The organism is Cytobacillus solani, assembly GCF_001420595.1.
Classification (GTDB): domain Bacteria; phylum Bacillota; class Bacilli; order Bacillales; family Cytobacillaceae; genus Cytobacillus; species Cytobacillus solani.
The window spans coordinates 238,266-258,311 of sequence record NZ_LJIX01000003.1 but is presented as its reverse complement, the minus strand read 5'-3'; the positions used below and the strand labels follow the sequence as shown (position 1 = coordinate 258,311).

At 38.4% G+C, this 20,046-nt stretch carries 16 protein-coding genes; 6 read left to right on the top strand and 10 right to left on the bottom strand.

Going from position 1 to position 20,046, the window contains the following annotated elements; genetic code table 11:
* Positions 1-91: 91 nt before the first annotated feature.
* Complete coding sequence (locus tag AN957_RS01295) at positions 92-559, bottom strand: DinB family protein (protein WP_053478045.1); 468 nt, start codon at positions 557-559, stop codon at positions 92-94.
* Positions 560-716: 157 nt separating this feature from the next.
* On the opposite strand from AN957_RS01295, the gene AN957_RS01290 reads away from it, so the two are divergent.
* Positions 717-1,625, top strand: coding sequence for a nuclease-related domain-containing protein (locus AN957_RS01290; RefSeq protein ID WP_056681912.1), 909 nt, complete (start codon positions 717-719; stop codon positions 1,623-1,625).
* A 466-nt stretch (positions 1,626-2,091) separates the two neighbouring features.
* Here AN957_RS01290 and AN957_RS01280 read toward each other — a convergent pair whose 3' ends face one another.
* Both AN957_RS01280 and AN957_RS01275 read right to left on the bottom strand, forming a co-directional pair.
* Positions 2,092-2,511, bottom strand: coding sequence for a VOC family protein (locus AN957_RS01280; RefSeq protein ID WP_053478042.1), 420 nt, complete (start codon positions 2,509-2,511; stop codon positions 2,092-2,094).
* A 196-nt stretch (positions 2,512-2,707) separates the two neighbouring features.
* Positions 2,708-5,791, bottom strand: a complete 3,084-nt coding sequence (locus AN957_RS01275) for an efflux RND transporter permease subunit (protein WP_056681905.1) — start codon at positions 5,789-5,791, stop codon at positions 2,708-2,710.
* A gap of 98 nt (positions 5,792-5,889) precedes the next feature.
* Between AN957_RS01275 and AN957_RS01270 the strand changes: the two genes are divergently transcribed.
* From AN957_RS01270 to AN957_RS01250, 5 genes are all read left to right on the top strand, one after another.
* Positions 5,890-6,729 carry a TetR/AcrR family transcriptional regulator gene (locus tag AN957_RS01270; protein WP_056681902.1) on the top strand — a complete coding sequence of 280 codons (840 nt, stop codon included), beginning with the start codon at positions 5,890-5,892 and terminating at the stop codon, positions 6,727-6,729.
* Between the two features lie 129 nt (positions 6,730-6,858).
* A complete protein-coding gene (locus AN957_RS01265; protein ID WP_056681898.1) occupies positions 6,859-8,628 on the top strand; it encodes a sensor histidine kinase in 1,770 nt (589 codons plus the stop codon).
* Entirely contained in the window at positions 8,597-9,328 is a 732-nt protein-coding gene (locus AN957_RS01260) for a LytR/AlgR family response regulator transcription factor (protein ID WP_053478038.1), read from the top strand. The genes AN957_RS01265 and AN957_RS01260 overlap by 32 nt, the downstream gene beginning before the upstream one ends.
* Positions 9,329-9,486: 158 nt before the next feature.
* Positions 9,487-10,938 carry a carbon starvation CstA family protein gene (locus AN957_RS01255; protein ID WP_053478037.1) on the top strand — a complete coding sequence of 484 codons (1,452 nt, stop codon included), beginning with the start codon at positions 9,487-9,489 and terminating at the stop codon, positions 10,936-10,938.
* Between the two features lie 213 nt (positions 10,939-11,151).
* Positions 11,152-12,078: a ketopantoate reductase family protein gene (locus AN957_RS01250; RefSeq protein WP_056681895.1), complete on the top strand. Its 927-nt coding sequence runs from the start codon at positions 11,152-11,154 to the stop codon at positions 12,076-12,078.
* Positions 12,079-12,157: 79 nt separating this feature from the next.
* On the opposite strand, the gene AN957_RS01245 is transcribed toward AN957_RS01250, so the two are convergent.
* The 7 genes from AN957_RS01245 to AN957_RS01215 all read right to left on the bottom strand — a co-directional run bounded on the left by AN957_RS01245 (position 12,158) and on the right by AN957_RS01215 (position 19,973).
* Entirely contained in the window at positions 12,158-12,991 is an 834-nt protein-coding gene (locus tag AN957_RS01245; RefSeq protein WP_053478035.1) for a MerR family transcriptional regulator, read from the bottom strand.
* Positions 12,992-13,008: 17 nt separating this feature from the next.
* Positions 13,009-14,190, bottom strand: coding sequence for an MFS transporter (locus AN957_RS01240; RefSeq protein ID WP_053478034.1), 1,182 nt, complete (start codon positions 14,188-14,190; stop codon positions 13,009-13,011).
* Positions 14,191-14,336: 146 nt separating this feature from the next.
* Positions 14,337-15,071 carry a glucose 1-dehydrogenase gene (locus AN957_RS01235; RefSeq protein ID WP_056681890.1) on the bottom strand — a complete coding sequence of 245 codons (735 nt, stop codon included), beginning with the start codon at positions 15,069-15,071 and terminating at the stop codon, positions 14,337-14,339.
* A 17-nt stretch (positions 15,072-15,088) separates the two neighbouring features.
* A complete protein-coding gene (locus tag AN957_RS01230) occupies positions 15,089-15,535 on the bottom strand; it encodes a MarR family winged helix-turn-helix transcriptional regulator (protein WP_056681887.1) in 447 nt (148 codons plus the stop codon).
* A 27-nt stretch (positions 15,536-15,562) separates the two neighbouring features.
* Entirely contained in the window at positions 15,563-16,318 is a 756-nt protein-coding gene (locus tag AN957_RS01225; RefSeq protein WP_056681884.1) for an SDR family NAD(P)-dependent oxidoreductase, read from the bottom strand.
* Positions 16,319-16,497: 179 nt separating this feature from the next.
* Positions 16,498-18,234, bottom strand: a complete 1,737-nt coding sequence (locus AN957_RS01220; protein WP_056681881.1) for an ABC transporter ATP-binding protein — start codon at positions 18,232-18,234, stop codon at positions 16,498-16,500.
* Positions 18,231-19,973, bottom strand: coding sequence for an ABC transporter ATP-binding protein (locus AN957_RS01215; protein ID WP_056681878.1), 1,743 nt, complete (start codon positions 19,971-19,973; stop codon positions 18,231-18,233). Before AN957_RS01215 ends, AN957_RS01220 begins: the two co-directional genes overlap by 4 nt.
* Positions 19,974-20,046: the final 73 nt, after the last annotated feature.

Below are 20,046 nucleotides of genomic sequence, written 5' to 3'. Positions count from 1 at the left end.
AATTATTTTAATATTTCCATAACATTTATGCAAGCGTTTGCATTATTAGGAAAGGAGAGCGGCCATTTTCACTCTGCTCTCCTCTTCTAATTTATTTCGTTTTAGCTGCTTCTATTACACGTTTCATTGCCTGGATTTGTCCTAAATGAATGGATTCGTGAAACAACGAAAAGTTACTAATCTCACCGAACGTTTCCTGACCCAAAAATGGTGTGGGCAATTTTTCACTAAAACGTTCAGCTGGGATCTCTTTCATGCGCATTAATTGATCTTTTAACTGTGCTGTCAGTTCAGAAACAGAAGGAACTTCACCCTGCCAATCTGAAGGTTTTGTACCAGTTGCAAATAGCTCCATATAATTCGCAGGGATGCTTGTTGTTTTTTTAGGATATCCAAACATAAATTGCTCTGCTGAAGTTAACACATGACCAATATGCCATTTGATTGTATTGTTAAAACCTTCAGGCTGAACATCTACAATCTCTTCATTTAAGCCAGCAATACTTTTCAAAAAGAACCCCCGTGTTAATTCCATATTTTTAAATAATAACTCACTCATTTTAACAGCCTCCTTATTTTTGTTAATACAATTTTATTCTATACGAAACTCATCTAATACTTAAATGAAAGATGCTGACAAAGTTCATGAATTTTCCATAAGTTTCTCGTTCTATTTTTTATAGAATGAACATAACAGGATGGAAAGGAAGTGGAATATGTTTATTAAAGCTAGAAGTAAATCGGCTGAATTACTAATTCTCAGATCATTAGATGCCAGAATGAATCTAAAAGCGAATGAACAACTGTATTACTTGAACTTGAAGAAAGGATATGAAGGAGAGGTGAAGTTTGACTCATTGATAGGTAGTCTCGATCATAATTGTTTGATATTGAATGACTTGCTGCTTGAATGCAACAATACAACCTTTCAAATTGATTCTTTACTTATTACGCAAGATACGGTTATCCCCTTCGAAGTAAAAAATTATGAAGGCAATTACTATTACCAAGATAAGAATTTCTATATTTGTTCTACTGGAAAAGAAATTACGAATCCACTGCATCAATTGAATCGCATTGAGACACTGCTTCGCCAATTTTTTCAAAAGCACGGATTCAACCTTTCTATAAAAGGTTACCTTACCTTTGTTAACCCCGAATTCTTCTTATACAAAGCACCCCAAGATGAGAAAATGATCTTCCCTCCACAATTAAATTACTTTATAAAAAACTTAAATATGAAACCATCAAACCTCAATAGCTTGCACCGCAAACTAGCCGACCTATTAATAAAAGCTCATATCCCGGAATCACCTTACACCCGGCTACCCACATATCATTATGGTCAGCTGCGGAAAGGGATAACTTGTGCGGCTTGCCAATCATTCCTTCTCATTGTTAGTGAAAGAAAAGTAGTCTGTGATCAATGCGGGCATAAGGAAAATATACAGACGGCTGTCGTTCGAAGCGTGAAGGAATTCAAGCTGCTTTTTCCAGATACAAAGGTTACGACCAATACTGTTTATGATTGGTGTCAGTTGATAAAGTCTAAAAAAATAATATGGAGAATATTAAAGGAGCATTATAAAACAATCGGATATGGTCAGTGGTCTTATTATGAATAAATAGATTACTGAAGATCATTTTTGAACATAGCTCACATTGAGTACACTTTTCTATCTTTCTGCTAGTTTTCGGGAATCAATAAGGCTTGTTGGGTTCGCTTTTCTATCTTTCTGCTAGTTTTTAGGAATCAATAACGCTTGTTGAGTTCGCTTTTCTGCCTTTCTACTAGTTTTCGGGAACCAATAACGCTTGTTGAGTTCGCTTTTCTGCCTTTCTACTAGTTTTCGGGAACCAATGAGACTTGTTGAGTTCGCTTTTCTGCCTTTCTGCTAGTTTTCGGGAATCAATAAGGCTTGTTGGGTTCGCTTTTCTATCTTTCTGGTAGTTTTCGGGAACCAATAACGCTTGTTGAGTTCGCTTTTCTGCCTTTCTACTAGTTTTCGGGAACAAATAAGCCAAAAAAAATTAAAAAAATCCATGTTGAACGTATTTGTTCAACATGGATTCCTATTCAGGATCATTATTTTAACCCTCTTGACCAAACGCACTTTCATCCATATAGGAAACCTCCCAGAGATGGCCATCAAGATCCTGAAAGCTCCACCCATACATAAATCCATGGTCCGTTGGTTCATTCGAATGCTTTCCGCCAGCTGCTAATGCCTTGTTTACAATCTCATCTACTTGTTCTCTGCTATCAGCGGATATTGCTACGATTACTTCTGTACTTTTTGCAGTATCGGAAATACCCTTCTTCGTAAAAGTCTTGAAAAAGTCTTCTACCAATAGCATCACAAATGTATTCTCGTTGATTACCATGCATGTTGCATTTTCATCGGTAAATTGAGCATTAAATTCAAATCCTATTTGTGTAAAAAATTCAACAGATTTATTTAGATCTTTCACCGGCAAATTTAGATATAGCTGCCTTGCTTGCAATCCCATTTGACTCACCCCATTTTAGAATTCTATTCTTTCATTCATAATATAACTCAAAGAGGATAAGCCTGTAAAATATCATTACACAAAATTCCGAATATTTATGATATATTAACCCGCTGTTATTAAAAAAACCTGCAAGGCTATTTTCGCCTTGCAGGTTTTTTGTTCGATGGGAGGATGGATTCGCCCCTAATCCCGACTAGTTTTCCTGAATGTCTTTACGGTTTTTCTTAAATATCTTAGATAACACTTCATAGACGATTGGTACAACGATTAATGTTAATAGCGTTGAACTTGTTAATCCGCCGATTACTGTAATTCCAAGACCTTTTGAAATGAGACCGCCTCCGCCTGTTCCGAGTGCTAATGGGATTAAAGCACCGATTGTTGCGATTGCTGTCATTAGGATTGGACGCAGACGTGTTGCACCCGCTTCGAGTATGGCTTCACGCATGGTCATTCCATCACGTTCCATGTGAATAATACGGTCTACAAGTACGATCGCATTTGTTACAACAATACCTATTAACATTAGCAGACCCATCATGACAGATACAGAGATCGTTTCACCCGCAATTAATAAACCAACAAATGAACCAATAACTGCAAACGGCAACGAGAATAGAATCGAGAATGGTGCCACACCTTCACCGAATGTAACAACAAGGATGAAGTATACAATTGCGACTGCCGCAATCATCGCTACACCAAGCTGTGTAAATGTTTCAGTCATGTCGGCTTGCACACCGGCAACGCCAACAGTTACACCTTTAGGTAAATCTAATTTATCTATCGCTTTATCTACTTTAGATGTTGCTTTGGAAATATCATCACCAATGATTGTTCCAGAAACACTTGCATAGTATTCCCCTTTACTGCGCGCAAGAGTATTTAACGTTGTCCCCTTCTCAACTGTTACTAGTTTAGAAAGCGGCATCGTCGTGCCAAGTGCTGTTGGTACTTCTGTTGCTAAAATATCATCGACTGATTTTGGCTGTTTTGTTTGTTCTTGCTGAACGATGACTTCTAATGTATCTCCGTCTTTTTCAACCGTTGTTAATACATCTTGCGTTTTATTTGGGTTTAACATCATGACAATTTGACCAGTTGTTAACCCATACTGCAGTAACTCATCTTGTTCTACTTTAAATGTATACTCAACATAAGCATCTTCTGCACTTGAGGAAACATCTTCTAAGCCTTCCGTTTCCTTCATGACATCTTCTACCATTTTTACAGCATTATTTAGTTTATCTAAATCTTCACTATAGAAGGTATAGCTCACTTCATTTGTTGACATCGACATAGACGAGAAGTTCTGGCTCTTCCATTCACCAGTTTGGCCAATATTGAACACATAATCTTCAATATCTTCGCGAACTTCTGGGAAGTCTTCCATTTCAGGGTCAAAGATAAGATACATTAATGCACCGCCTGCTCCTCCACCCATCATTGCCGACATCTCATCACCACTCTCAGTTACAGAAACTTGAACGATATCAATGTCATCACGCTTTAACATCTCTTCCTCAACAACTGCCACATTGGCTAATGTGTCTTCCTTTAATTCTCCTGTTTCTGGTGTGTACGTTAAGTACATCACTTTTTCCTCTTCACTGCCCATAAAGCTAAAGCCAATTAATGGTGTTAATGCCAAGCTGCCTGCTAATAATACAATGGAAATAATGGACGTTATTACTTTATGGTTCAATGTCCAATTTAGAACTCCTTTGTACCATTTAGCTAATTTACCGGCCTCTTTATGACTGCCTTCCGTCTTTTCACTATATAGCTTCTTCTTAAATAAGAAGTGAGATAACGCAGGTACAACTGTAATAGCCACAATTAATGAAGCACCAAGCGCAAACGTCATTGTTAATGCGAATGGCATAAACAGTTCGCCGACCATCCCGCCAACGAAGATAAGCGGAGCGAATACCGCAACTGTTACTAATGTGGATGATAGAATTGGTTTGAACATTTCAATCGTCGCTTCACGTACAAGCGCACGACCTGTTAACTTCTCTCCCTTTAAATGGAGACGACGATAAATATTTTCTACTACTACGATGGAGTCATCAATTACACGGCCGATCGCCACAGTAATCGCACCAAGTGTCATAATGTTTAGCGTAATATCCAGCCAATTTAATAGCAATAAAGCCATAAAAATGGAGACTGGAATGGATATAATCGAAATAATAGTAGATTTAAAGTCACGCAAGAATAGAAGGATAATCAATACAGCAATTAACCCGCCAAATAATGCTTTTTCAACCATCGTTGAAACGGAATCTTCAATCGGTTTCCCTTGGTCAAGCGATACATCAACTACAAGACCATCGATCTTTTTCTCTTCATCTTTAATTAAATCCTTTACACTGTTTACAACATCAACTGTGTTTGCTTGCTGCCCTTTAACAATTTGAATCGCAATCGCATTTTCACCATTCGTACGTGAAACAGATTGTACTTTACCTACTACTTCAATAGTAGCAATATCGCTAAGCTTCACAAATGGAGATGGCTGTGTGGCAGATGGTGTCACAGGAATAAGCATTTCCTTTAATTCATCCGCTGTCATGAACTTTCCATCAATTGCTACAGCCTGTTCACCTTCTTCAAATTCGTAAAGCCCTAATGAAACAGCCAAGTCACTTGCTTGAATCATTTCTTTTACTTTATCTTCTGTTAAACCAAGTTCAGCCATTTTTGCTTCATTATAAGTAAGCTGAACCTCTTCGATATGCTGACCAGTAATTGTTGCAGAGGCAACTCCATCGATTTTCTCGATTTTAGGAAGTAAAATTTCCTCTACTGTTGAAGTCAGTTCAACAATATCCTCTTTCTTACTGCTCACGCTCAATGCAACAACTGGCATCATGTTCATGCTTATGGCTGTAATGGTCGGCTTCTGTGCATCCTCTGGTAAAGTCACTGCATCGATCGCAGATTCTAATGCACGTTTCGCTTCATCCATATCGATTCCGTAATCATATTCGACCTGAATATTTGCCATGTTCGAATATGAATTAGAATAAACAGCTTTCACATCTTCAAGGTTTTCTACCGCTTTCTCCAAAGGCATGGATACTTCATTCATCACTTGTTCAGGAGTTGCTCCAGGGTAAACACCCATTACCATTAAGTATGGAATCGAAATATCTGGAATCGTCTCCGTTTTCATTTGTGTACCTGAATAAATACCAGATACAGTAATAATTATTGTAAGCAACCATACTGCTAGTTTATTCTTCAGGACAAAATTGACTAACCCTTTCACTTTTACACCTACCCTTAATTGACTTATCAAGCTCATTTTTTTATAATAATGACTAATAAGTCATTTGTCAACAAATAGGCCTAGGAGCGATTATATAGATGATTAAAAAACAATTAATTATGGAGAAAGCACTGGAACTCTTTGCTCAGCAAGGAATTGAAGCTACTCCCATTCAACAAATAACAGATTATTGCGGCATTTCAAAAGGGGCTTTTTACCTATCATTCAAGTCAAAGGACGAACTGATCATCGATTTAATTGACCATTTTATGATGGAGATTATCGCCGATATTGACTACACGGTCAACAATACAAAGAATGATGAAGAGCTTTTATATACCTTTTACTACTCAACATTCGATTCTTTTCATAAGCATTCCGACTTCGCCAAAATCTTCATTAAAGAACAGACAAAATCATTCAATGAAGAACTTATTGTGAAAATTCATTATTACGACCGATTAATGGAAGGCATTATCTTATCATTGATTGAGCGTTTATACGGTGAAAAGGTAAAGCATACAAAATATGATTTAATTTATTGCATCAAAGGGCTAATGAACAGTTATTCCGGATTGTTTTTATTTAATAATGCCCCATTGAATAGAGACTTGCTCTGCCAATCACTTGTAGAAAAAACAAACCTTCTGGCAAGTCATACAACCGTTCCATTTATTACACCTGAAGATTTCCAAATGCTAAAGCACCCAATAAAAGAAGAGATAACAATGGAGCAGATCATTGAAATGATTGAACAAATATTAAAAGAAATAGAGGAGCCAATTGAAAAAGAATCTTTAATTCTATTAAAGCAGCACCTGTTGGAACCAACTTTAAGTCCTGCTATTGTAAAAGGCCTGCTTGAGAATATTCGAAATCATCCTCATTGTAAATGGGTGTCTTATTTACTCTTTAGATATTATGAGCTTGAAAAATAAGAAAGGCAGAATGCTTACCTTGCATTCTGCCTTTCTTATTTTGTTTATATTTTAGATATTTCTAAACATTCAATATTCTAGTAAAATAGGAGGTATTATAAAACGGTATCTTCCAAAAGGAGAATTCGCATGTTTGAACTGCTGCTAACGATGCTTGAACGGCTTGGAATTATCGTGACTATTGCATTTATCTTAACGCGGTTTCAGTTTTTCCGAGATATGATCTACGGGGAGAAGTTAAATCGGCACCAGCAATATACAGCTATACTATTTTTTGGCTTTTTCGGCATCATTGGCACCTATTCAGGACTTTCCTTAAATACCGATACACATGTTTTTAACCGGTGGGCAATCGAACTTTCGGCGGATGAGGCACTTGCTAATTCAAGAGTCATTGGTGTTGTCCTCTCTGGACTGTTTGGCGGCTACAAAGTTGGGATTGGAGCTGGATTAATCGCGGGAATTCATCGCTTTACTTTAGGTGGATTTACTGGCATTGCTTGTGGATCAGCCACGATTATTTCAGGCATCCTCGCAGGATTTTTCCATTGGAAAAATAAGTATGTCAAGCTATCCACTGCCTTTTTTATAGGAGCCTTGGCAGAAAGTATACAGATGCTTATTATACTACTCATTGCCCGACCATTTGATAAAGCTCTTACCTTAGTTGAAATTATCGGACTCCCTATGATCATCGCCAATGGGTTAGGATCTGCACTTTTTCTGCTTATCATTAAAAATGTGATGAACGAAGAAGAAAAGGCAGGGGCTTCGCAGGCGCAATTAGCACTGCGGATTGCTGATCAAACGCTTGTCTATTTGCGCAAAGGGCTTAATACCGACACTGCTCTTGCTGTCTGTACAATCCTGCACACCGAAATCCAAACAAAAGCTGTTGCTCTGACCAATTTGACTGATATTCTCGCACATGTAGGTGTGGGCGATGATCATCACAAACCAAATAGCCCGATTCAGACTCAGATAACAAGAGACGTCATTCAAAACGGCAAGCTGATTGTAGCCAACGATCAAACGATCCATTGCCGGGTAGCAAGTTGTCCGCTTGGTGCAGCTGTCATTGCCCCATTAAAACAGCGCGGCGAAACCATCGGTACACTTAAATTTTATTTCAGCAATAATAAAGAAGTAAGTAGCCTAGCTATTGAGCTGATTTCCGGTCTTAGTGAACTTCTTAGTAACCAGCTTGAAATTTCAGAGGCAGACAAGGCCTATCAGCTGGCGAAGGAAGCCGAGATTAAAGCATTGCAAGCACAGATCAGTCCTCACTTTTTATTTAATTCCTTAAATATCATTGTTTCCTTAATTCGAATTGATCCTGATAAAGCTCGAAAGCTTCTCGTTTCCCTTTCCCACTTTTTAAGGCAAAATTTAACAACAACAACCGTCAGCCTGACTACTCTAGAACAAGAGCTTAAGCACACGAAGGCATACTTATCTATAGAAGAAACACGCTTTGTTGATAAACTGAGAGTCTTTTATGAAATTGATGAAGAGGCTCTTCTAGAAAAAATCCCTCCATTGACGTTACAGCCAATAGTAGAAAATGCGATTAAGCACGGAATTAAGGACAGGGATCACGATTGCATCATTAAGGTTTCTATTAAAAAACAACAGGCAATGACATACGTAAAGGTAATCGATAACGGGCAGGGAATAAACGAAGAAAAAGTAAAAAGAATTGGTAAAGAAACGATTCAGTCTGAATCAGGCTCAGGACTCGCACTTTATAATGTGAATCGAAGACTGACAATGATGTTTGGAACTAATTCGGCTCTTTCCATTAAAAGTGAGTTTGGTAAGGGCTCTACAATAGGCTTTGCCATTCCACGAGCGGAGGAAGTTATAAATGAAGAATACAATCAAAGTGTTAATAGCTGATGATGAACGGTACAGCAGGGATGAACTAAAACATTTACTAAAGGCTTTTTCTTCGATACAGGTAGTTGATGAAGCTGAATCTGGGGAAGCTGCTATTATGAAGGCAGTCCACCTTCAGCCTCATGTCGTGTTTCTCGATGTTGAGATGCCCAAAATGAATGGGATGGAGGTGGCTAAATCGCTAATGGCATTAAAAAAAGTTCCTTTAATCATTTTCGCAACTGCTTATCCGCAGTTTGCTGCGGAAGCATTTCGTTATGAGGCAACCGATTACTTACTTAAGCCGTATGACGAAGAAATGGTCAGGCAAACAGTCCAACGAATTGAAAAACAATTACTCTCTAAAGCCAAACATGAAACAGTTAAAACTGCTGGAAAACTTGCCATCGAAGAAGATGGAGAAATCATTTATATTGAACCAAAAGATATTATCTATATGTATAGGGATGATAAGGTGTCTAGAATCATTGCTAAATCTGGCAGCTATGAAACAAAAATATCACTTAAAGAGCTAGAAAGCCGTCTAAACCCATTCTCCTTTTTCCGGATTCACAAAAGCTATCTTGTAAATCTAGAATACGTTACTCGGCTTACCCCATGGTTTAACGGAGCCTATCAACTAGAAATGGAGAATCGGAAGGAAATGCTATCCGTCAGCCGAAACTATGTGAAGGCATTAAGAGCTCGTTTGGAAATATAGAAGTTGTCAGATAATACAGACTACTACTTGCATCTTAATCTGCTTTAACTGCCTTTTAATCTGTCATTTTTGCATTTTAGACCCAAAATGGCCACATATGAAACTAGCTCTTTTATACTTTATGTAAACGTATTCAAATTTTCCTAAGGAGGTTTTTTATGTTTACATTTCTGGGCTGTATCGCACTCTTAATTATTGGTTATTTTACTTATGGAAAATATGTTGAAAAAATGTTTGGCGTGAAAGCAGCACGCCCAACACCAGCCCTTACCCAAGCTGATGGCGTCGACTACATTCCAATGAGTACAAAGAAGAATTCATTGATCCAGCTGCTTAATATCGCTGGTACTGGGCCTATCTTCGGTCCAATCATGGGCGCACTTTATGGACCGGTAGCTTTTATCTGGATTGTCGTCGGCTGTATTTTTGCTGGGGCTGTTCATGATTATTTAACTGGAATGATTTCCATTCGTAACCGTGGTGCGCATCTGCCTGAACTTGCGACCAAATTTCTAGGGAAAGCGATGAAGCATGTTGTTAACGCATTTGCCCTTCTGCTTCTATTATTAGTTGGAACTGTTTTTGTTACCACTCCTGCAGATCTTCTTTACGTTCTAATGGATGGCAAAGTAGCCTTATTTCTTATTGTCGGAGCCATTTTCATTTACTACATTTTAGCTACACTTTTGCCAATTGATAAAATTATCGGTCGCCTTTATCCATATTTCGGCGCATTATTATTAATTAGCGCTGTTGGTGTATTTATCGGATTACTCGTTACAGGCGCTAATATTCCGGAAATTTCTTTAAGTAACTTCCATCCTGCCAATGCACCTATTTTTCCGTTACTATTCTTTACAATCACTTGTGGCGCCCTTTCAGGCTTCCACGCTACACAAACACCCATTATCTCCCGAACTACACAAAATGAAAACCAAGGCCGTAAAATTTTCTATGGCATGATGATTGCCGAAGGGATTATTGCTATGATTTGGGCAGCAGCAGCTATGAGCCTATTCGATGGCTATAACGGACTGAATGACCTATTGGCAGCTGGCGGACCAGGCCTGATCGTGAGTGAAGTATCTAAGATGATGCTTGGAGGTATTGGTGGAACACTTGCCGTTCTTGGCGTTGTTGTCTTGCCAATTACTTCTGGAGATACCGCTTTCCGAAGTGCACGTATGATTATCGCTGATTATCTCAATTTTGCACAAAGGAAATTTTCAAGCCGTTTATGGATTGCTGTTCCCTTATTTGTTATTTCACTAGCCTTAACGCAGATAGACTTTAATATTCTATGGAGATATTTCAGCTGGGCCAACCAATCGACAGCCGTTATTGCTTTATTCGTTGGAGCTATGTACCTATATATCGCTAAGAAAAATTACTGGGTTTCCCTCATACCTGGAACCTTTATGCTAGTCATGGTTTTAGCCTATATATTAAATGCTCAAATCGGTTTCCGTCTGCCGATGACTACTTCATGGATTGGTTCTGCCATTGGCACTGTCATCCTAGTCGCCTTATTCTTCCATACTGCTAAAAAGAACCGAGCACTTGCCCTTCCGCTCGAAGATGATGTTTCTAACTGGAAAAAGGCAGCCTAATGGGCTGCTGCAACCCTAATTATCGAAAGACGGTAAATGAACAAGAAGAGAATGTGAATTTCAAAGGAAATGATTCTCTTCCTTTTTTTATCAAAATCACAATTATAGTCATTGTCATTACGGAAGTCTCATTAACAGTTATTTTAGTATAGTCAAATACTAAAAGTGCACGTTTCCACGTGCACTTTTAAATTGAAATAGGAGGCATTCAGAATGAGAATTTTAGTCGTTGGAGCAGGAGCCATTGGAGGATATTTCGGCGGCCGTCTGATAGAAAAAGGAGAGGACGTAACCTTTCTAGTTAGAGAAAAAAGAAAGCAACAGCTTGACCAGAATGGGCTATTGATTGAAAGTATTTATGGCGATTTGAAACTGAAGCCAAAAACTATTTTGAGCGGAGATAACACAGACCCGTTTGATGTTATTCTTGTTTCTACAAAAGCTTATCAGCTTAAAGGTTCAATGGAGAGCTTTCATTCCTATGTAAATGAAAACACAATGATCCTGCCCCTTCTGAATGGCTATGCACATCTTGATAAATTAGTCAGTGAATTTGGAGAAGAGCGCGTCCTTGGAGGCTTATGTTTTATCGAATCCACACTTGATAACAGTGGAAAAATCCTTCAAACAAGCCCTGTTCATGAGTTAGTTTTTGGTGAACGATCAGGAGAAAAGACAAAACGGATTCTTAAACTTCGGGATTCTTTTTCCGGAGCTAAAGCGACCTTTACTCTTTCTGAAAATATCGAACAGGAGATGTGGCATAAATATTTATTTATCACAACTGTTGCCGGTATTACTTCCTTATTCCGCTCGCCAATTGGACCGATTCTTGAGCGGGAGCATGGCCTGAAAACGATTGAAAAGCTCCTAAATGAAACAGCGGCGATTATGAGGGAAATCGATGCCCCCATTGATGTCCACATTAAAGAAATACAGCTAAAGAGAATAATGGGACTTAGCTATGGAATGAAATCTTCTCTGCAAAGAGACATGGAGAAACAACAGCCAACTGAAGCCGACCACTTCTTCGGATACCTTCTTCAGCATGCAAAAGAAAAGGGAATTGAATCCCCTGTACTCTTGGCAATATATGCAAATTTAGCAGTATATGGAGCTGGTCTCTTCTCCTTAAAATAGGCAGGATAAGCATTAAATCAAGTAATTAATTAAGCATTTTAAACAGAATTAGGATGAGGTACCTGTCCCCTCATCCCAATTAATCAGCAATACGGATTTTCATTTCAACGATATATTCATGTTCGTTTGGAGAATAATTACTGGAAGTAAATAATTCATAAATATCTCCCACTGCTCGGAAATTATGATCGGTTACATAATCCATTAGTTTTTTTAAGTTTGGAAAGTATACTTCTGGTGAGAAAATATAGTAAATACAAGCGTAGCGGGCAGCTGGTATTTTCGATACCTCTATCTCAGTAGAAATCGTGGAGATTCGTTTATCTGTTAAGATTGGCGTAAAAATTTTCGTATAGGTAATTTCGTCAATATGTGAATATGGCTGATGAGATATAATAGCCCCATAGCTATTATTAATCACCCCTTCTTCCGCCTCAACAATTCGTTTCAATTCACTATACGATGCGTTTAAAAGGTCTAAGGGGGTTAAATTTTTGGCAGCTGCTTGTATGATGCGCATTTCTTCCTCTTGCCGAATAACCACTTCACCAAAAGCAGGATAGTTTAACTGTTTTTGAATACGTTTTTTTGCATGCACAACATTTTGTTGAATCTCTCTTAAACGAGCAAGCTGAGCCTCAATAATCTCCTCCTGTTCATTCATAAACTGCAATAACTCTTCCCTTTTTAACTGCTGAACCTTCTTAATATCCTCTAACGATGTCCCAATATATTTAAGCGACTTAATTAAATCTAAGTGGTATAGCTGTAAATCTTTATAATATCGATAATTTGTTTCCGGATCGACGTAAGCAGGCTTAAATAAACCAATTTGGTCGTAATATCGAAGTGTCTGAATCGAGACATTTGCCAGTTTTGCTACCTCTCCAATTGTATATAAAGTTTCTTCCATCCCATCATTTCCTTTTTCTATCCTATTTCTTGAGGTCTTCCCTTCTTCATTTGTACCGGCTGTTTCCAAACAACTGAAAGAACAACACCAATCACCAAAAAGACTGCAGAAAAATAAAACGGATAATTTAAATCTACATCAAATAGGATTCCACCGACAATAGGGCCAAACACATTTCCGATACTTGTAAACATAGAGTTCATCCCGCCAACGAATCCTTGCTCGTTCCCTGCAACTTTTGACAAATATGAAGTAACAGCTGGCCGCATAAGGTCAAAGCCAACAAAAATAAAAAAGGTAACCAATAAAATGCTTAAATAGGAGCTAGCTACAGTCATAACCAATACAAGGATTGCTGAAAAAATAAGACAGTAGCGAATCAAACGGATTTCACCAAAGTACAAGGTTAACCGGTCAAATAAAGCAACTTGTGCAATTGCTCCAATAATCGCTCCTCCTGTAATCGCAATCGCAATATCCTTTGGTGTAAAGCCAAATTTATGATCAACAAATAGGGAAAATAACGATTCAAATGAGGCTAGGCCAAATGCCGAGATTAAAATGATCATAAAGGCAATAAAATACATCGGTGACAAAATTCGTTTAATCCCCGACTTCTGCTCCTCCATTTCCTCTTCATGATTTCTTTCTGGTTCACGAAGCGTAATGATTGATAATATAGCGGCAACTAACGCAAGTACTGCTGCTGAAAAAAACGGAATACGCGAGCCGATTTCAGCTAAAAAGCCCCCCACTCCCGGCCCAATGATAAAACCCGTTGAAATGGCGGCTGACATATAGCCTAATGCTTTCGGGCGCGTTTCGACTGTTGTAATATCAGCAATAAATGCGGTTACCGCAGGCATAATAAACGCTGCACTTACCCCGCCAAGCATCCGAGAAATAAAGAGCACTTCTACCGTTTTCCCTAATCCAAATAACAATTCCGAAGCACTAAAGAATAATAGACCAAGAATAATCATTTTTTTACGCCCAAACATGTCGGCCCAGCGACCTGCAAGCGGGGATACTAGTAATTGTGTAACAGCAAACGCTGCAACCATATACCCAACCACAGAACCTGATAAATGCAGCTCATTCATAATTGTCGGCATAACTGGAATGACAAGTCCAATTCCTAAAAAAGCAATAAATAAATTCATCAATAAAATAGCTAATGTTGTATTTTGATTTTTCATCTCTTTCCTTCTCACTTTCTATGCAAAACGTATAAGTTACAATATAAACCCTATAGTAACTATAGAGTCAATTATTTTGTGTCTACGCCTTGCAAAACATAAAAAAATGGAGCTCCCATTTAATAGGATCCCCATTTTAATGTTTCTTATTGTGCAGTTAATCCACCGTCAACTACAAACTCAGAACCTGTGCTGTAGCTAGATTCATCTGAGGACAGGAATAAAACAAGATTAGAAACCTCTTCAGGCTTAGCCACTCTTCCTGTTGGAATATATTTCGCAAATTCCTTAATTGCCTCTTTTGAATCTTCTTGTACGATCATTGGCGTTTCAATCACTCCCGGGTGAACGGAATTTACACGAATACCGTATTGTGATAATCCGAGCGCAGCTGCTTTTGTCATTCCTCTTACTGCAAATTTTGTATCTGTATATCCGATCGCGCCACCAACAAGGCCGTTAATGGATGAAATATTTACTATCGAACCGCCATTGCCTTTTTTCATTGAAGGGATAACTGACTTCATGCCAAGAAATACAGAAACCTGATTAATATCAAGAATTCTTCTGTAATCCTCTTCTGATGTTTCTTCAATTGATTTATTCATACTAATGCCTGCATTATTGACTAATACATTAACAGGACCAAAAACTTTTTCAGTTTCTGAAACAACCTCTTCCCAATTTGCTCCTTTAGTAACATCCAACTTAATGAATTTCGCATTTTCTCCTAGTTCATTTGCTAATGCTTGTCCTTCTTGTTCAAGAATATCAGCGATCATTACTTTTGCGCCTTCTTTTATAAATAAGCGTACATGAGAAGCTCCCATTCCACGTGCTCCACCTGTAATAATCGCAACTTTGCCATTTAATCTGCTCATGTTCATCCTCCAATATTTTATTTTACATTTGATTTTTTTCTATCATGAATACTCTTTACTAGCTTCTCTTGAATCTTTAAATATTGATTAATTTCTTCTTCACTCAACACTTCAAAGAGCTGTGTAAAAACATCTTTGCCAATTTTCTGCGCTTCAGTCAATGCTTGCTCCCCAGCAGCAGTCATCTTTAATTGAATGGTACGACGGTCATTTTCGTTATACATTCTTTCAGCAAGACCTAGGTTAACAAGCTTTGTCGCAATATTTGTCATGGCTCCTTTTGTATAGCCAACCGTTTCCGCTAATTCTACCTGCTTCTGAGGTCCCTTTGTCCGCAATTCATACAGCACTAAAATGGGTGAAATACCAATCGGATAAGGAAATGCCTTCGTAAATCTCATGATGTTGTCGTTATTCATTTGTTCAATCGCTTGAATAAGTTTGAAAATATTTGTTTGATTCAAAAAATTCCTCCTAAAAAGCCGAGAATTTTAATGAAGCATTAATGAGCCGCCATCAACCATAATTGTTTGGCCAGTAATGTATTGTGAATCCTCTGAGGCTAAGAATACCGCAACTCGCCCAATATCATTTTCTACATCGCCGAAACGTCCCATTGGAATTTTGCTTCTAACTGCTTCATAATATTCAGGCTGTGCTTCTGACCATGCTTGTACACCTGGTGAGTAGGCAAGCGGGCTAATGATATTTACATTAATACCAAATCGTCCCCATTCATTTGCTGCTACACGTGAAATTCCACGAATAGCTTCTTTCGCAGCAGCATAAGCACCTTGAGTTTCGTGTCCAGCAATTCCAGCACCAGATGCAAAGTTAATCACATTTCCTTTTGTTTCCTTTAAGTAAGGAAGTGCCGCTTGCATTAAATAGAATGTTGGATAAAACCCTGTACCAAATGATAAATCTAAATCAGCTTGCGTGGTTTCTTCAATCGTTACTTGTTTTGAAGCATGTGCATTATTTACTAACACATCTAATTTACCATATTTTTCAACAACTCTTTTAATAATTTGACCAAGATTTTCGCGATCCATTAAGTTCGCTTGAAGAAACATTGATTTTGGAGAAATAGCGTGTAATTCCTTTTCCATTGCTTTTCCGGCCTCTTCATTTAAGTCTACAATTGTTACGATTGCCCCTTCTTTTACCATTGCTTTCGCCATCCCAATGCCGATGCCGCCTGCACCGCCAGTAATAATAATGACCTTATCTTGTAATTTGCCCATCCAAAGCATCCCCTTTTAAAAATCATCTACAAATATAGTTTAGCACTAAACTATTTTAATTAAAAGTATTATCCCTCAAAAGAATATAGGTACTTTGTGCCATCTGCTCAGACGGGACAGATGCGGACAGGTCCACTTGTCTCAATACAAAAAGAAGGGACAGAATACTGTCCCTTCTCCTAAACCTGAAGTGATTTTGCTTGCATCTGGTACATCTGATTATAGATGCCGCCTTGGGCGAGCAGCTCGTCATGGGTGCCTTGTTCTTTAATAATGCCGCGGTCTAATACAAGAATGCGGTCGGCATTTTTGATGGTTGAGAGGCGGTGTGCAATGATAAATGTTGTACGGCCTTTCTTTAACACATCCATTGCATGCTGAATAATTTCCTCTGTTTCTGTGTCGATATTGGATGTAGCTTCATCCAATATTAATATTGCCGGGTCGAAGGCAAGCGCGCGTGCAAATGAAATAAGCTGACGCTGACCGGATGATAGCGTGCTGCCTTTTTCAATAACAGGTTCGTCAATGCCTTTTTCAAGATGGCCAAGCACTCGTTCCGCTCCTACTGCTTTCAATGCCTCTTCGACCTTTTCCCGTGTAATTCTCGGATCATTCAAACTTACATTCGAGGCAATCGTACCTGTAAATAGATATGGATCCTGTAAAACAATCCCCATATGCTGGCGTATCGTTTGTCTTGGCATAGCCGTTACATCTGCACCATCAATATAAATTTTTCCTTTCGATGGATCATAGAAGCGAAATAGCAGGTTCATAATCGAACTTTTTCCAGACCCTGTATGACCAACAAGTGCGACTGTTTCCCCGCGCTTCGCTTCAAAAGATAAATGCTTTAAAACATATTCTTCGTCTTTATAGGCAAATGAAACATCTTCAAACACAACATTTCCTGCATATCTTGGCATTGTTTCTTGTGAAACCTTTTCTCCAGTTATATCTAATACTTCAAATACACGCTTTCCAGCAACGAGTGAGCGTTCAAGCTGTGAGAACTGATTAACCACATTCGTAATCGGATTAAATAATTTTGTTAAATAATCAACGAATGCGTAAAGCGTTCCAGCAGACACCAACTCAACGGCCGTTAACGATTGCGTCCCGAAATAGATGATAAATATTGTAAACATAATAAGTCGTAATGTATTTACAAGGTTAAATGAGGTGGCCGAATCCAAGAACAATAGTTTTCTCCCATAAGCATAATGTTCCTCATTCATCTCATCGAATTCATTCGTCATTTGCTTTTCACGGCGAAAGGCTTGAATGATTGTCATCCCTTGAATGGATTCATTAATCATTGCATTAATATCGGCAATTTTTGTACGAATCACTTCATTATATTGCGATGCAAATTTTCGATACAAAATCATCCATAGATATACAATCGGAATCATGACCAAGGCGATCATTGCCATTTTCCAATTTAAAATAAACAGTGCGATATATACACCTGCAATAGAAATGAAGCTTGTTGCAAAGTTAGAAAGCACCTGCACATATAAATTCCTTACTGCTTCTGTATCGTTTGTGATACGTGCAACAATTTTTCCAGCTGGCAGATGGTCAAAATATTGAATAGGTAATGTTTGAATATGCCCAAATACATCCTTGCGAAGCTTTTGTACTACCCGATTAGCACCGATTTGTAAATAAATATACATAAAATAACGCAAAACCGCTGTTGCAATAGCTAAGATTAAATATAAACAAAGCAGCCAGGCAATTGGCTCCATTTCAATTTTCCCAATAGTCATATGTTCATCAATAATATATTTAGCAATAAAAGGACCTGCAAGCTCGGTAAAAACAGCAACCGTTAAGAAAAATAACCCAAGAAAAATGGGTCCCTTATAGTACATAGCATACTTCGTTAATCGTTTACTCGTACTCATGACACGCCTCCTTCTAGCTGTTGACGGTCAAATTGTTCCTTATACCAGCCATTTTGTCTGAGCAGCTCTTCATGCGTTCCTTGTTCTATAATCTGTCCCTCATCGAGTACGATAATTTTGTCTGCATGCTGCACACCAGATAAACGGTGGGTGGTAATAATTGTCGTCTTCCCACTTCGTTCATTCTGTATGTTTTGGATAATCCTCGTTTCCGTCTTTGCATCAACTGCTGATAGCGAATCATCTAGGATTAATATTTCAGGATCTTTGATGAGTGCACGAGCAATCGACACCCGCTGCTTCTGTCCCCCCGATAAGGAGACACCCTTTTCACCGACAAGTGTTTCAAGCCCCATCGGTAAATTTTCCAAATCCTTTTCAAAATAGGCAAGATGAATGGCTTTCTTCAAATCAGTTTCCGTTGCATCATCTTTTCCAAATAAAATATTTTCTCGTATCGTACGTGAGAACAGCACATGATCTTGCGGAACATAACCAATCCAATCAAGAATCTGCTCCTTTGTTTGGGATGCTATATCGATACCGCCAATATTTAATTTCCCTTCATCAATTGGATACTCACGCAGCAGCTGTCTTAGAAAGGTTGTTTTTCCTGCACCCGTTTTTCCTACAATCCCAAGTGTTTCACCCTTTTTCAATGATAAGGAGATTTGCTGTAAGTTCTTCACCTGGCTCGTCGGGTATTGAAACATCAAGTCATCAAACCCAATCGTACTCGGTGACTTTATTGCAACAGGGTCATTCGTGTTTTGTACATCTGCTTTATAATTAAGTGTTTCCTGCACACGGTCTAGTGAAGCATTCCCCTGCTGCATAACATTAATTAACTCTCCAATGGCAAAAATCGGCCATACAGCTAGCCCTAAATAGACATTAAAAGTTACAAGCTGGCCGACAGTCATTTCCCCATTTGACACGAGAAATGCACCATAACCAAGCGCTACAACAAAGCTAATGCCTGTTCCGATTTTGGTTATCGGACCAAATAACGCATTAATTTTCGCTGTATGCATATTCTTCCTGTATACTTCCTCACTCATATCTGCAAAGTTCTTTTCATCTTTATTCTCTTGGACATATGCACGAATCACGCGCACGCCAGCAACAGACTCTAGGACACTATCATTCAGTTCACCAAATGCATCCTGCGCCTTCATATATCGTTCATGTACAAGCTTCCCTAAATACTGAATTAGCACAGCCATGATCGGTACAGGCAGCATCGCAAAAAACGTTAATTTCCATGAAATCATAAAGCCCATCGCAAATATAATCGAACCTAAAAATAACGTAGAATCCATTAATGTCATGATTCCGAATCCCGCTGTTAAAGAGACGGCATTCAAATCATTGGTCGCACGTGCCATTAAGTCACCGGTCCGATTTTTCTCATAAAAAGTCGGCGTCATTTTCAAAAATTGCCGCATTAATTTACGGCGCATTAATTTTTCAAGATTAAGCGCACCTTCAAATAATCGATATTGCCAAAAGAAATTCAAAAAATAGCCAAAGACAATAATTGCAGCGAAAATTAATATATATTGACCTAATACCGCTTTTGTCATTTCTCCAGCTGTTATTATGTCGATAATGGATCCAAGTAAGTATGGCGGAACCACTTCTAACAGAGTGGCAATCAATAATAAGATAATCGCAATAGTATACTGCTTCCAATACTGTCTAAAAAACCAGCCTAGCTTCCCTAAAACATCAAACATGTATCATACCCTCTTCCCTTCTTGAGCTGTTGTACAACCGCTACCCGCTATCCAGCAACTCACTATTAAAAAT

Coding starts and splice junctions, on each gene's coding strand:
- AN957_RS01295 (WP_053478045.1), bottom strand. CDS start 559: ATGAGTGAGTTATTATTTAAAAATATGGAATTAACACGGGGGTTCTTT.
- AN957_RS01290 (WP_056681912.1), top strand. CDS start 717: ATGTTTATTAAAGCTAGAAGTAAATCGGCTGAATTACTAATTCTCAGA.
- AN957_RS01280 (WP_053478042.1), bottom strand. CDS start 2,511: ATGGGATTGCAAGCAAGGCAGCTATATCTAAATTTGCCGGTGAAAGAT.
- AN957_RS01270 (WP_056681902.1), top strand. CDS start 5,890: ATGATTAAAAAACAATTAATTATGGAGAAAGCACTGGAACTCTTTGCT.
- AN957_RS01265 (WP_056681898.1), top strand. CDS start 6,859: ATGTTTGAACTGCTGCTAACGATGCTTGAACGGCTTGGAATTATCGTG.
- AN957_RS01260 (WP_053478038.1), top strand. CDS start 8,597: ATGAAGAATACAATCAAAGTGTTAATAGCTGATGATGAACGGTACAGC.
- AN957_RS01255 (WP_053478037.1), top strand. CDS start 9,487: ATGTTTACATTTCTGGGCTGTATCGCACTCTTAATTATTGGTTATTTT.
- AN957_RS01250 (WP_056681895.1), top strand. CDS start 11,152: ATGAGAATTTTAGTCGTTGGAGCAGGAGCCATTGGAGGATATTTCGGC.
- AN957_RS01245 (WP_053478035.1), bottom strand. CDS start 12,991: ATGGAAGAAACTTTATATACAATTGGAGAGGTAGCAAAACTGGCAAAT.
- AN957_RS01240 (WP_053478034.1), bottom strand. CDS start 14,190: ATGAAAAATCAAAATACAACATTAGCTATTTTATTGATGAATTTATTT.
- AN957_RS01235 (WP_056681890.1), bottom strand. CDS start 15,071: ATGAGCAGATTAAATGGCAAAGTTGCGATTATTACAGGTGGAGCACGT.
- AN957_RS01225 (WP_056681884.1), bottom strand. CDS start 16,318: ATGGGCAAATTACAAGATAAGGTCATTATTATTACTGGCGGTGCAGGC.
- AN957_RS01220 (WP_056681881.1), bottom strand. CDS start 18,234: ATGAGTACGAGTAAACGATTAACGAAGTATGCTATGTACTATAAGGGA.
- AN957_RS01215 (WP_056681878.1), bottom strand. CDS start 19,973: ATGTTTGATGTTTTAGGGAAGCTAGGCTGGTTTTTTAGACAGTATTGG.